16 protein-coding genes and 1 riboswitch are annotated in these 13,043 nt (G+C 37.9%); of the genes, 8 read left to right on the top strand and 8 right to left on the bottom strand.

What is annotated here, in order from left to right; all coding sequences use genetic code 11:
- Positions 1-24 precede the first annotated feature (24 nt).
- Both bshA and Q763_RS09740 read left to right on the top strand, forming a co-directional pair.
- Entirely contained in the window at positions 25-1,155 is a 1,131-nt protein-coding gene (gene bshA / locus Q763_RS09735; protein ID WP_035133659.1) for an N-acetyl-alpha-D-glucosaminyl L-malate synthase BshA, read from the top strand.
- On the top strand, positions 1,155-1,592 hold the full coding sequence (locus Q763_RS09740) for a protease complex subunit PrcB family protein (protein ID WP_035133660.1): 438 nt from the start codon (positions 1,155-1,157) through the stop codon (positions 1,590-1,592). Before bshA ends, Q763_RS09740 begins: the two co-directional genes overlap by 1 nt.
- A 46-nt stretch (positions 1,593-1,638) precedes the next feature.
- On the opposite strand, the gene Q763_RS09745 is transcribed toward Q763_RS09740, so the two are convergent.
- The 5 genes from Q763_RS09745 to Q763_RS09765 all read right to left on the bottom strand — a co-directional run bounded on the left by Q763_RS09745 (position 1,639) and on the right by Q763_RS09765 (position 5,820).
- Positions 1,639-2,469: an endonuclease/exonuclease/phosphatase family protein gene (locus Q763_RS09745; protein ID WP_035133662.1), complete on the bottom strand. Its 831-nt coding sequence runs from the start codon at positions 2,467-2,469 to the stop codon at positions 1,639-1,641.
- A gap of 77 nt (positions 2,470-2,546) precedes the next feature.
- On the bottom strand, positions 2,547-2,864 hold the full coding sequence (locus tag Q763_RS09750; protein WP_035133665.1) for a hypothetical protein: 318 nt from the start codon (positions 2,862-2,864) through the stop codon (positions 2,547-2,549).
- An 84-nt stretch (positions 2,865-2,948) separates the two neighbouring features.
- On the bottom strand, positions 2,949-3,410 hold the full coding sequence (locus Q763_RS09755) for a GNAT family N-acetyltransferase (protein ID WP_198133454.1): 462 nt from the start codon (positions 3,408-3,410) through the stop codon (positions 2,949-2,951).
- Between the two features lie 13 nt (positions 3,411-3,423).
- A complete protein-coding gene (locus Q763_RS09760; protein WP_035133804.1) occupies positions 3,424-4,716 on the bottom strand; it encodes a DEAD/DEAH box helicase in 1,293 nt (430 codons plus the stop codon).
- 69 nt (positions 4,717-4,785) lie between these two features.
- Positions 4,786-5,820 carry a formimidoylglutamase gene (locus Q763_RS09765; RefSeq protein ID WP_035133668.1) on the bottom strand — a complete coding sequence of 345 codons (1,035 nt, stop codon included), beginning with the start codon at positions 5,818-5,820 and terminating at the stop codon, positions 4,786-4,788.
- Between the two features lie 106 nt (positions 5,821-5,926).
- On the opposite strand from Q763_RS09765, the gene Q763_RS09770 reads away from it, so the two are divergent.
- Complete coding sequence (locus tag Q763_RS09770) at positions 5,927-6,793, top strand: hypothetical protein (RefSeq protein WP_035133670.1); 867 nt, start codon at positions 5,927-5,929, stop codon at positions 6,791-6,793.
- A gap of 55 nt (positions 6,794-6,848) precedes the next feature.
- On the opposite strand, the gene hutI is transcribed toward Q763_RS09770, so the two are convergent.
- Entirely contained in the window at positions 6,849-8,087 is a 1,239-nt protein-coding gene (gene hutI / locus Q763_RS09775; RefSeq protein WP_035133672.1) for an imidazolonepropionase, read from the bottom strand.
- Between the two features lie 67 nt (positions 8,088-8,154).
- Between hutI and corA the strand changes: the two genes are divergently transcribed.
- Both corA and Q763_RS09785 read left to right on the top strand, forming a co-directional pair.
- Positions 8,155-9,240 carry a magnesium/cobalt transporter CorA gene (gene corA / locus Q763_RS09780; RefSeq protein WP_035133807.1) on the top strand — a complete coding sequence of 362 codons (1,086 nt, stop codon included), beginning with the start codon at positions 8,155-8,157 and terminating at the stop codon, positions 9,238-9,240.
- 1 nt (position 9,241) lies between these two features.
- Complete coding sequence (locus Q763_RS09785) at positions 9,242-9,946, top strand: DUF1003 domain-containing protein (RefSeq protein WP_035133674.1); 705 nt, start codon at positions 9,242-9,244, stop codon at positions 9,944-9,946.
- 2 nt (positions 9,947-9,948) lie between these two features.
- On the opposite strand, the gene Q763_RS09790 is transcribed toward Q763_RS09785, so the two are convergent.
- Positions 9,949-10,443, bottom strand: a complete 495-nt coding sequence (locus Q763_RS09790; RefSeq protein WP_035133676.1) for a GNAT family N-acetyltransferase — start codon at positions 10,441-10,443, stop codon at positions 9,949-9,951.
- Positions 10,444-10,602: 159 nt separating this feature from the next.
- On the opposite strand from Q763_RS09790, the gene Q763_RS09795 reads away from it, so the two are divergent.
- Together Q763_RS09795 and Q763_RS09800 are read left to right on the top strand one after the other, a co-directional pair.
- Positions 10,603-10,821 (top strand): flagellar FlbD family protein, encoded by a 219-nt coding sequence (locus tag Q763_RS09795; protein ID WP_035133678.1) that lies wholly within the window; start codon positions 10,603-10,605, stop codon positions 10,819-10,821.
- Positions 10,822-10,836: 15 nt separating this feature from the next.
- Complete coding sequence (locus Q763_RS09800; protein ID WP_035133680.1) at positions 10,837-11,103, top strand: hypothetical protein; 267 nt, start codon at positions 10,837-10,839, stop codon at positions 11,101-11,103.
- Positions 11,104-11,149: 46 nt separating this feature from the next.
- On the opposite strand, the gene fumC is transcribed toward Q763_RS09800, so the two are convergent.
- Positions 11,150-12,547, bottom strand: coding sequence for a class II fumarate hydratase (gene fumC, locus Q763_RS09805; RefSeq protein WP_035133682.1), 1,398 nt, complete (start codon positions 12,545-12,547; stop codon positions 11,150-11,152).
- A gap of 221 nt (positions 12,548-12,768) precedes the next feature.
- Here fumC and Q763_RS17945 point away from each other — a divergent pair, with 221 nt between their 5' ends.
- Positions 12,769-12,933, top strand: coding sequence for a hypothetical protein (locus Q763_RS17945; RefSeq protein ID WP_035133684.1), 165 nt, complete (start codon positions 12,769-12,771; stop codon positions 12,931-12,933).
- A 23-nt stretch (positions 12,934-12,956) separates the two neighbouring features.
- Positions 12,957-13,021, top strand: a riboswitch (Fluoride riboswitch).
- Positions 13,022-13,043 lie beyond the last annotated feature (22 nt).

The following is a 13,043-nucleotide window of genomic DNA, read 5'->3' on the forward strand; positions in this document are numbered from 1 at the left end:
CTCTTTATTTAGTTTAAATCTTATATGAAAATCGCTATAGTTTGTTATCCAACCTTTGGTGGTAGTGGAGTTGTCGCTACCGAACTTGGCTTGGAACTGGCACGCCGCGGTCACGAAATACACTTTATTACCTACAGTCAGCCCGTGCGCCTTGCCCTATTGAATCCTAATTTACATTATCACGAAGTACACGTTCCCGAATATCCTTTGTTTCATTATCAGCCTTATGAACTGGCACTTTCCAGTAAACTGGTAGATATGGTAAAGCTTCACGGTATAGAACTACTGCACGTGCACTATGCCATACCACATGCCTATGCAGGGTATATGGCTAAAAAGATGCTGAAGGAACAGGGAATTAAAATCCCTATGGTAACCACACTTCACGGTACCGATATTACCCTTGTTGGTAACCACCCGTTCTATAAGCCGGCAGTAAGTTTCAGTATTAACCATAGTGATGTGGTAACATCAGTATCTCAGGCTTTAAAAGATGATACCTACAAGCTGTTTGATATTAAAAGAGATATTGAGGTTATCCCTAACTTTATAGAGGTGGACAAGAAAAAACTGGAGGAAAACTCTCCGTGTCACCGCTCTATGATGGCTACCGAAAAGCAAAAAATCATTACACACATCAGTAACTTCAGGAAGGTGAAACGTATACCTGATGTTATAAGGATATTTAACGAGGTACAAAAGGTCATGCCTGCCAAGCTTATGCTTGTGGGTGACGGACCAGAAAAAGAACCTGCAGAAAAGCTTTGTGATGAACTGGGGCTTACCGATAAAGTTATCTTTTTTGGTAACAGTAATGAGATCAACGAAATTTTATGTTTTAGTGACTTGTTCCTTTTGCCATCTGAAACTGAAAGCTTTGGTCTTGCCGCTCTCGAAGCCATGGCAAACGGAGTTCCGGTTATATCAAGTAACACGGGAGGTTTACCGGAGGTTAACAGGGAAGGCTATTCAGGCTACCTTGCCGATGTAGGTGATGTAGAAACTATGGCAAAAAGGGCAATCTCTATTTTGGAAGATGACGAGATATTACTTAAATTTAAAAATAATGCCTTAAAAGTGGCTCAGGAGTTTGATATTCAGAATATCGTACCTTTATACGAAAGATTATATAAAAAAGCCTTAAAACACAAATAATGAAAAAACTAGCCAGCCTTTTTATCGTACTTTTGGTAGTAACCGGATGCCGAATCAACATTGTTAATAATATTAATGCTACAGGTATAGTGAGCTTTGAAATTTTACAGCAGTCGGCTTACGGCGGGAGAGAACAACGTTCTGATATGGTTATAACCAACCAGGATGATTTACAGTCGTTATACAGCGAACTGAACCTAGGAGATGCTCCTCATGTTGATTTTGATACGAATAACGTGGTGGCGCTGTTTTTAGGTCAAAAATCATCGGGAGGTTACAGTATAGGTGTACGCAGTGTAATGGTTGAAGGTAATGTTGCTACGGTAAAAGTAAGCATAAGGAAACCGGAACCGGGAGAAAATGCAACAATGGCAATTACTACTCCATACAGTATAACTGTAATACCAAAAACTGAACGAGTAATAATAGAAGAATAAATAAAAAATCCCGGTACTACCGGGATTTTTTATTTATAGGAGTGTTTTATTTTACTTTTAGCTCCACATACACCGGTAAGTGGTCTGAAGGATACCTACAATCCTTAGAGTCGCTTAAAACAGCATATTTTACAACTTTCACACCTTTTTGAGGTACAAATATGTAATCTATTCTGTTGGTTACCGGTTTATGAAATTCAAAGGCATTGAATGTACCGTCAGGCCCAAAAACCATCTTAGCTACTTTTTTAGAATCGTTAAGCAGTGATGACATCAGTTTAATACTTTCGGTATTTTCTTCCAGATTAAAGTCGCCCGTAACCGCAAACGGAAGATTGTCTTTATTTACTTCCTTAATCTTATCTGTTATCATTTTAACGCTGTTTGTACGTGCAACATTGCCTACATGGTCAAAATGAGTATTGAATATCCATATTTTCTGTTTGGTTTTGTTGTTTTCAAACAATCCGTAAGTACAAACGCGGTTGTAGGCAGCATCCCATCCTTTAGAAGGTACATCGGGAGTTTCAGATAACCAGAAAGTATGATTTTCCAGCATTTTGTATTTTGACTTATTATAGAATATAGCCGAGAATTCACCTTTATTTTTTCCGTCATCACGACCTACACCTATATGATCATATTGAACCAGTGTACTGTCCAGATACTGCATTTGGTGTGGTAGTGCTTCCTGCACTCCCATAAAGTCGGGTTCAAAAAAAAGTACCTGCCCTGCAAGCATGTCTTTACGGTTATCCCATCGGTTTTCTCTGTCGCTTGCTACATCAAGACGGATGTTGTAGCTCATTACTTTTACATCCTGAGCTTTTGCCACTACGGCAAACATGGCTAATGCCAAAACAAAAATATTTCTCATTGTTATTGATTTACGGCTCTTAGGTAGCCGTGGGTTATTAACTTTAGGGTTGTGCATTGCCTGCAGAAAGGTTTGAATTAGTCGCGTTTGTTACGACTTACAAGAAGTTTATCTATAATGCTTTTTGACATTGGGTCGGTGTCCTGCTCATCACCGGTTACCAGTATACCTTTAATTCCGCTTTTAGATTCAATACCATATACGGTAGCTTCATCTCCAGGATTGCTATCGCCTTCGTAGTAGTAAATATGAGAGATTTCAAAATCATCTACCTGAAACTTATCGGTATTGCAAACAAGGCAGTTTTCATGTAGGTTAAAGTCTTCGGTAAATCCTTTTTCTCTTAATTGCTCAATGGCTTTTAGTACCGTGGCATAGTGATATACAGGTTTCATAGTAGTAATAATTATAAGTAGTCTTATCAAATTTAAGCTTAATCCCCCGATTACAGGTTACAAAAAAGTAAAAAACAATCGTTATTACAGCTTTTTTGTGAACTTAAAATGGGTATCGGCAAAACCGTTATTAATATAAAAACGGTGTGCTTCCGTTCTGCGTTTGTTAGAGGTTACTTCCAGTAGGTTGTATCCTTTTTCTTTAAGCAGGCTTTCCATTGTTTCCAGCAAAAACCGTCCTACTTTATTGTTGCGGTATTCCGGAGTTACATATAATTCCTGTATTTCAAAAACCATGCTAAGATGATGCAGTAGTAACTGACCATGGCAACTGCAAAAGCCAATTACGTTTTGTACGGCATCTGTCACCACTATATAGATGTAGTTTTTGTTTTCCAGATTTTCAAAATAGTACTGTTCAAAAACTCCGTAATCAAAAACGGTATTTTCGAGTTCGTTTATAAAGCCGTAAATAGCTTTTACATCCTGTTTTGTGGCAAAACGTGCAGTCATATCACTAATAATAAGTGATTTAAATATAAACAAAAAAAACGCTGGTTTAATACCAGCGTCTTTTCTTTTTCTTTGAAGCTTCCGATTTTCTTGATTTCGAGTTGTTGCTTCCCGGTTTTGATTTGCCACTGCGGGCATTATTCTTTTTATTTCTAAGGTCAGGTTTCTGTCCTTCTTCATTTTTGCTTTCTCCTTCCTGATTCCCATAAGGATAAGGATGCTCATCAATAACTTTAATTTTTAGCCTTATAAGTTTTTCAATATCTTTTAGGTAAGGAAGTTCGTCCCGACCGCAAAACGATATTGCCAGTCCTGAGTTACCCGCACGTCCTGTACGTCCTATACGGTGTACATACGTTTCGGGGATATTAGGCAGGTCAAAGTTTATTACAAACGGCAGACTTTCTATATCAATACCCCTTGCAGCAATATCTGTAGCTACAAGAACCGATATTTCCTTGTTTTTAAAGCCTTCAAGCATACGCTGGCGTGCACTTTGTGACTTATCACCATGTATGGCTCCGGCTTCAATACCATTCTTTTTAAGAGCCTTAACCACATTATCGGCACCGTGTTTGGTACGTGTAAATACCAATACGTTTTTAAGGTTCTCGTTGCGTATAAGGTGGTACAGCAATTTACGTTTATCGGCTTTATCTACTAAGTAAAGTTGTTGTTTAACTAACTCGGCAGTACTTGATATTGGTGCTACCGAAACATATTTAGGGTCGGTTAGGAAAGTATCTGCAAGCTCACGTATAGGTAACGGCATAGTAGCCGAGAACAATAGTGTTTGTCTGTTATCAGGTGTTAGCTTTATAATCTTTTTTACATCATTAATAAAGCCCATATCCAGCATTAGGTCGGCTTCATCAAGCACTAAAAAGTGTAGGTGGTCTAAATTAATAAACCCCTGTTTGTGAAGGTCCAAAAGTCTTCCCGGAGTTGCAATAAGTATATCAACCCCTTTTTTAAGCTGGTCTACCTGTGGTGCCTGGTTAACCCCACCAAAAACGGTTAACTGACGTATATTGGTGTATTTACCATAGTTATCAAAGCTTTCGCCTACCTGTAACGCCAGTTCGCGTGTAGGTGTGATTACTAAAGCCCTGATACTTTTTCTTTTCTTGGCCGAACCCACTATAGGGTGCAGCATATTAATCATAGGTATAGCAAAGGCTGCAGTTTTACCTGTACCTGTTTGTGCCGTACCCACAAGATCTTTTTCGTCTAAAATGGCAGGTATTGCCTGTTGCTGTATAGGAGTAGGGCTCTCATAACCTTCGTCACTAATAGCTTGGAGTATAGTTCGGTGTAAATTTAAGTCGCTGAATTTCATCATATAAAAAAGCATGCCCGATTAAAGTTTACCGGGTGCGCTGCAAAGGTACGTTAAATAAAATTAGTGTTACTCTCCGTTTTTAGCTTTAATAAAATCGGTTACCAGATAAGCGATAAGCTTTCCGGTTAAATGGCTGTTCTTTTCGTTATCTAATGCCGGGGCTCCTTCACAAAGATGAAGGTAAGCTGCATTTTTGTTTTTCCCGAAGTAATGTATAAACTGCCTTACCTTTTCTACACTAAACCCGCTGGGTGTCATGGCACTACTGGCAACATTAGGTAGGGAGTCAAGATCGATTTCAATACCGAATTTTTCATCTTCTATATAACCAAGGGCATGAGCCATTTCGTCACTAAAGCTCTTTTCTTTCCTTACGGCAATTTGCTCATACGTATTATAACGTACGCGCTCACTTAATTTTTTAATACTTTCCATTACACCTTTTGAGGCATAATTTTCATGTAGTCCGAAAATATAGTACTTTTTAAGGAAGCCTTCTTCCATAGCATAAGAGAATCCGTTACCACTATGACGGCCTTCCAGCTGACGGAAATCAGTATGGGCATCAAAGTTAATAGCGTTTACAGGCTTACCGTTAGCCAGTGCTGCACCTTTTATATTACCGTAGGCATTGTTGTGACCTCCGCCAATAATAATAGGTGTTTTACCTGCTGTTATAATTCGGGCAACAATGTGAGAAACCTCTTTGTCAACTTTTTCTACCAGAAGAGAAAGTTTTTTACGGTCTTCCTTTTCGTTTATGTTTAAGGCTTCTGCCTCCTTCATGGCATCTGTAACATCAATATGCCCAAGGATAAGCACTTTATTTCCTTTACTGAATTTATTATGCTGAAGGTTAACAATAGCTTTTATAGCACTTTCCCATGCCGATGAAGCACCTGCACGCCCAAAGTTAGCGCGTACACCTAAGTCTTCGGGCACGCCCAAAATAACATAATTGGCTTCGCATGATTTAAGAAATTCAAAGGGTTTTTCGTCCTTTGGAATGGTAAGCATACGCTCCCCAAATTTAATCTCTCCGCTACGGTGGGAGGTATATTTAGATAAGTCTGTGGCTGTAAACCTGATGATGTTTTCCATACAATAATAATACGATTCAAAAATACGATTTTCCTATAAAATTTCGTTAAAATGAACCCATAGAATTAAAATATGTATAAATTTGGCAAAAACAATTTAATAAATAATGGAACAACAAAAAAGTAACTCTAGTTTAAAAGCGATTATAGTAATACTATCCATATTACTAGTTGGTAGCCTTGCGTACATGTACAAAATGAGCACCGACAACGAGGCAACAGAAAAGCAGTATATCTCTGAAAAAGATCAGCTTCTTAGTGATCTTGAGAGCGCTAAAGCCAGCTATGATGCTGCTATTGCTGATAACTCCGGTTTAAAAAGCGAACTTGAAGCTGAACGTGCAAAAATTGAAGAACTTATTGCACAGGTTAAAAAAGCAGAAGGTGATGTTGCTTCTTTACAAAAATATAAAAACAGCTACTTTAAGCTGAAAAACGAGATGGATAACCTTCTTGCAGAAAACGAAGAGCTTAAAAAACAAAACGAACTACTTACTGTAGAACGCGACAGTACTGCTGTGGCTCTTAATGAAACAAGACAGTATAACGATACACTTGTTGCACAAAACATGAAAATTACTGAGAAAGCTTCTAAACTTTCAATTGTTAATTTAACTGCCGAAGCATTTAAAGAAAGAAGCTCAGGTAAACTTGTTGCTACAGATAAAGCAAGACGTGTAGACAAACTTAAAATATCGTTTACAATAGCTGCTAACGAAGTAGCTCAAACCGGTAACAGAATGTTTTATGTACAGGTTATAGACAGTAAAAACAATGTTCTTGGTGAGAAACAAACAGAAACGTTTGGTGAATACACTTTAACTTACAGCTTTGTTACCAATGCTATTTATGAGAACAAAACTGTTACTGTGACAGAAATCCTTTCGGGATCTGACTTTGAAAAAGGTCTTTACCACGTAAACCTTTTTGATAAAGACAAGCTTGTTGCAAATGATACTTTTACTTTAAGATAATAAGTAACAGATATAAAATAAAAAAGGAGCCATATGGCTCCTTTTTTATTTTGATTTATTCTATAACTTTTCCTTCAACAATTACCGTGTCTATAAGATTACTGCCAAAAGCATAAGGCAGCTGATAATAGGAGGTAAGCGGTTTAGTTATAATAAGGTTGGCTCGTTTACCTTTAGTGATACTACCGTGTGTTTTTGATAAATCCATGGCATAAGCACCATTTATGGTTGCTGCATTTATGGCCTCTTCCGGTGTCATTTTCATTTTAATACAGGCGGTTGCCACTACGAGGTTCATGTTGCCGGACGGAGTAGTACCCGGGTTAAAATCGGTAGCAAGTGCCAGAGGTAATCCGGCTTCCATCATTTTACGTGCCGGTGTATAAGGTATACTTATAAAGAAAGAACATGTAGGCAGTGCTACAGGCATTGTTTTAGTGTCTTTAAGTACTTCAATATCCTCATCGGTTACAATTTCAAGGTGGTCTACACTAAGCGCATCATACTTCACACAGGCTTCAATACCCTTAATAGCGGTAAACTGGTTTACGTGAATTTTAGCCTGTAGTCCGTATTTTTTACCGGCTTCCATAATACGTTCGGTTTCCTCAACAGAGAAGTAACCCGTTTCAAGGAAGGCATCAATATAGTCTGCCAGTTTTTCCTCTGCTATTTTAGGAAGCATTTCGTTTATAATAAGGTCTATATAGGCACTGTGATTCTCCTTGTATTCTGCCGGGAAAGCATGTGCTCCTAAAAAGGTAGCCTTGATGGCTATAGGATATTCTTCTCTTAAACGCTTAATAACCCTCAGCATTTTAAGCTCACCTTCAACGGTTAGCCCATAACCCGATTTAATTTCTACAGCTCCCGTTCCCTGTTGCATTACCTCTTCCAGTCGGGTGCGTGATTGTAGATATAAATCCTCTTCAGATGTTTCGTTAAGCTTTTTAGCCGAGTTAAGTATACCACCACCACGGGAGGCAATTTCCTCATAACTAAGTCCGTTTATGCGGTCTACAAACTCCTGTTCGCGGTTACCGGCATAAACAATATGGGTATGGCTGTCACACCATGAAGGCAGTACGGTTTTTCCGGTAGCATCTATGGTTTGTATACCTGATGTAGCAGGGCAGTTTTCCATAGTACCATAATCGGCAATAATGTTGTTTTCAATCAGTAAGTATGCGTTTTGTAAAGAAGGCAGCACAGCCATGTCTTTTCCTGAGACTTTCTCAATTCCGTCCTCCCTTACCTGCAGCAATTCTTTAATATTCGTAATAAGTATCTTCATGAATTAAACTTTTTGTAAAAATAGAATGGATTTTAAAAAACTCCTATATTTATGGAAACAAATCGACATGAAGAGGATTAAATATCGAAAAGTACGCAAAGTTCAGCCTAATTATTATGAGTATACAGGTGCCTATAAAAATGATCCTGTTGAAATGCAACTTTTTACTTATGATGAGCAGGGTTGTAAGGAATACCAAAAAGTACAGCTTGATGTTATACAAAAGGAATGCACTTCTCCTCAAAATCAAAATACAATTAAATGGCTTAATATACATGGGCTTCATGATGTGGAGCTTATAAAGCAGATAGGTGACCTGTTACATGTGGAAAGTTTTATAATTGGTGATATACTTAACACCTCCCGCCGCACCCGTATTGAAGAACTGGGTAACGATATACTGTTTTTCAGTGTAAAATCAGTACTGCCGGAAGAAGAGGAGGGAAGTATGGCTACCGAACAGATAAGCTTTTTGCTGAAGGATAACATGATAATTTCCTTTCAGGAGAAAAAGAGTGATTACTTTTCACATATCCGTGAGCGTATAAGGACAGGAGTGGGGATAATTCGTAAAAAGAAAAATGATTACCTGCTTTATTTAATGCTTGACGCTATAATGGAAAACTTTTTTGTGACTATCGAAAAGTATGAAGACCGTATTGAGGCACTGAATATGCAGGCGAAAACCGACCAGAGAGCCGATTTTATAGCCGATGTTGAAAAAGCAAAAGAAAACCTGAACTTTCTGAAACGTTCTATAACCCCCATACGTGAGGCCTTATTCAATATTAAAAATGATGAGGATGAGCAGGATTATGAGGTTATAGAAAGTACCAGTTATACCTTTTTTACCCGACTACACCAAAAAAGCCTTGAACTACTGGACCAGATTGAGTATGATATGAACTCACTGGACAGTGCTTCTAACTTTTATTATTCGGCACAGGGACAGCGCATGAATGAGATTATGAAAACCCTGACTATTTTCTCGGTAGTATTTATGCCAATGACTTTTGTGGTGGGGGTTTACGGGATGAATTTTGACCATATCCCCGAACTGCATTTTAAGAATGGTTATTTTTATGCTCTTGGGCTTATGGTAGCACTAGCCCTGATTATGATAGTTTATTTTAAACGTAAAAAATGGTTTTGATATGCAGAAGTTTACCAGTGATATATCCAAAAAGCAGTTTCCTGATTCCGAAAAAGTATCGGCTAAACTAGTACGTGAGCCTATACTGGATATCATTAAAAAAGACCATCCGGATTTTGATAAGAACTGTAACCTTTCGCTTTCTGAATTAAGCCATTACAGGAAGAAGTATATATCCGATTTTATGAATACCCAAATGGGGGAACTTACCGATATGGAACAAAAGGTGGTAGAGTCCCTTAATGAAAAAACGCTTATTAGTAATACTCTTGCCGATGAGGAAGAGAGTACTACTTATACGGTAGGGCAACGAGTGGCTGATAAGGTAGCAACCTTTGGTGGTAGCTGGACCTTTATCATATCATTTTTGGTTTTCCTGTTAGCCTGGATAGCTCTTAATGTTTTCTGGCTTGCCAATAAAGGTTTTGATCCTTATCCGTTTATATTACTTAACCTGATTTTGTCCTGCCTGGCTGCATTGCAGGCTCCGGTAATTATGATGAGCCAAAACAGGCAGGAGGAGAAAGACAGGGAGAGGGCTAAAAACGATTATCTCATTAACCTTAAAAGCGAACTTGAAATAAGATTACTGCACGAAAAGCTGGATCACTTAATACTGCACCAGGAACAATCGCTTATTGAAATACAAAGGGTACAAATTGATATGATGAATGATATTCTAAAGCGTATGGAGAAAAGGCACTAAAGTTATAAATGAAGTTCCATAAACACTACATCCAGCCAGCGATTAAATTTAAAGCCCACTTCCTTTAATAATCCCGCTTCCCTGAAACCGAATTTTTTGTGGAATTCTATGCTGCCTTTGTTTTCGGCATCTATACCGGCTATCATGCTGTGCATTCCCTGTTTTTTGGCAAGTACAATCAGGTCGGCTAAAAGCATTTTCCCAATGCCTTTACCATGGTAGTCCTCATTCACGTAAACTGAATGCTCTACCGTGTATTTGTAACCATCTTTAGTACGAAAGGTACCGTAAGTTCCATAACCGGCTACCTTCCCTTTAATATCAGCAACAATAACAGGCCAGCCTGCTTCCTGTTTTTCTGTAAACCATTGTTGCATGTACTCCATAGATTTTACATTGTAGTCATACAATGCGGTAGAGTGTAGTATGTTATGGTTTACTATAGCCAGTATACCTTCAAGGTCGTTTGCTGTGGCAGGGCGCAGGGTTGTTTCCATATAACAAATATAATTTATTCCTGCTTTTGTTTTGTGTCTAAAATTATTTTATAGCTGTAAAAAAAAAAACATTGTTAATTAATTGTCAATAAGTATTTTATGATTTATAAATGTGATTTCTTATTTTAGTAAAAGTATGAATCCCAAAAATACTGTAAAATGAAAAAATTTATTGAAGTTACTTATGACGGAAAGCGTATGGTTATAAATATTGACCATATAGTTAATTATGTTGAACAAAAAAGTAAAGGTGTTTATATTACTTTAATTGATGGGTCTAGTAGGACTATAAAAGAATCTTATGAAGAGATAACCAATCTTATAGAGGGAGTTGAGAAAAGTATTTATAGTGATCCTGATGTTGAGTTTAAATGCTAATATAATCCATTTAATATGCAGATATTTACACCTGAATTATATACAAAAACTCAAGCAGAAGCTTTGGTTAAACATTATTCACTTCTTTTAGTAAATCAACCTTTCTTGTCAGAATATTACTCAAGAATTAAAAAAGTCGATAAGGAGGAGCTTTATAAAGGTAAATATGTTGTTAAAATTTATGCTCACGATAAATATTATTCAATTTCTCTTAAAAGCTGTGCAGAATATTTAAAAATAAAGATGCCTCTTGAATATTTAGAAGAAAACAATATTATATAAAAAAGTCCCGCTATTGCGGGACTTTATATATAAAGTTAAATATGTCTTATTTTAAAGAACCTACCATGTCTTCCGGTTTAACCCAAGCGTCAAAATCTTCAGGAGACACATACCCTAAACGTACAGCCTCTTCTTTAAGGGTAGTACCGTTTTTGTGTGCTGTTTGAGCGATTTCGGCAGCTTTGTAGTAACCAATTTTAGTATTAAGCGCAGTTACAAGCATTAATGAGTTGCTTACAAGCTCGTTGATACGGGTGTGGTTTGGCTCAATTCCTTTTGCACAGTGCTCATCAAAAGATACACATGCATCACCAATTAATCTTGCCGACTGTAGGAAGTTAGCCGCCATAACCGGTTTGAATACGTTAAGTTCGTAGTGACCCTGAGTACCACCTACAGTGATAGCTACATCGTTACCCATTACCTGAGCACAAACCATAGTTAAAGCCTCACACTGAGTAGGGTTAACTTTACCCGGCATGATAGATGACCCCGGTTCGTTTTCAGGGATAAGGATTTCTCCAATTCCCGAACGCGGACCAGATGCAAGCATACGGATATCGTTAGCTATTTTGTTTAATGAAACAGCAAGTTGTTTTAATGCACCGTGAGTTTCTACAATAGCATCGTGTGCAGCAAGAGCCTCAAATTTGTTCTCTGCAGTTACAAATGGATGTCCTGTAAATTTAGCGATGTACTCAGCTACTTTTACATCATAACCTTCTGGAGTATTAAGTCCTGTACCTACAGCAGTACCACCAAGGGCAACTTCAGATAGGTGAGCTAAAGTATTTTTAAGTGCTTTTAAACCGTAGTTAAGCTGTGCCACATAACCAGAAAGCTCCTGACCTAAAGTTAGGGGAGTAGCATCCATAAGGTGAGTACGGCCTATTTTTACTACGTTCATGAACTCCTGAGACTTTTTGTGTAAAGTATCGCGAAGTTGCTCTACACCCGGAATAGTGATTTCCACAACAGCTTTGTAAGCAGCAATGTGCATACCTGTAGGGAAAGTATCGTTAGAAGACTGGGATTTGTTTACGTCGTCGTTAGCTTTAAGTACCGGCTCACCTTCGCCGATTTTACCTCCGGCAAGAACCTGAGCTCTGTTTGCAACAACCTCGTTTACGTTCATGTTACTTTGCGTACCCGAACCTGTTTGCCATATTACAAGCGGAAACTGATCGTCCAGCTTACCGGCAAGGATTTCGTCGCAAACCTGAGCGATAGCATCACGCTTCTCTACAGATAGTACGCCTAAATCGTGGTTAGCATAGGCAGCAGCCTTTTTAAGGTAAGCAAAACCTTCTACTATTTCTTTTGGCATAGAAGCGGCATTACCTATCTTAAAGTTGTTTCTTGAACGTTCGGTTTGTGCACCCCAGTACTTATCTGCAGGGACTTTCACTTCACCCATGGTGTCTTTTTCTATTCTGTATTCCATTTTTTGTGTATTTATTGTAATTCAGTTTGATTTGGTTTTTTAAAACGTAACTGACTGATGTTGTGAACGCGTTTTAAAAACTCAGCCAAAAATAAGCAATATCACCAGGTATTGAAAACGATTTCATAAAATTATTTTGTGTGTTTTTTGGTTTTTTGTGTTGGTAAAAATAAATTTTAGGATTATCTTTGGCGTGAATTAGAATAAACATATATACGATCATGTTCGAATTTCATCAATACTTAGGTTTCTTAGGTTTTCTAACTATTTTAACAATAGGTTTTTGGTTAATGATGTTCCTTGTAAGCTTCGTGTTTTACTGGGTAGGCGGTGCAACTGTTGAATTAATCAAAGAGAGAAGAGCTAACAGAAATAACGAAAACTAATAAAAGCTGCCTCAGGTAGCTTTTTTGGTACTGGCAATGATGTCTGCCTTGAACCGCCCTTAACTGGGCTGATGGCGTCTACAGTTACGGCAATTGCCGTGTAGATGTAT

It is taken from the genome of Flavobacterium beibuense F44-8, assembly GCF_000769915.1.
Taxonomy (GTDB): domain Bacteria; phylum Bacteroidota; class Bacteroidia; order Flavobacteriales; family Flavobacteriaceae; genus Flavobacterium; species Flavobacterium beibuense.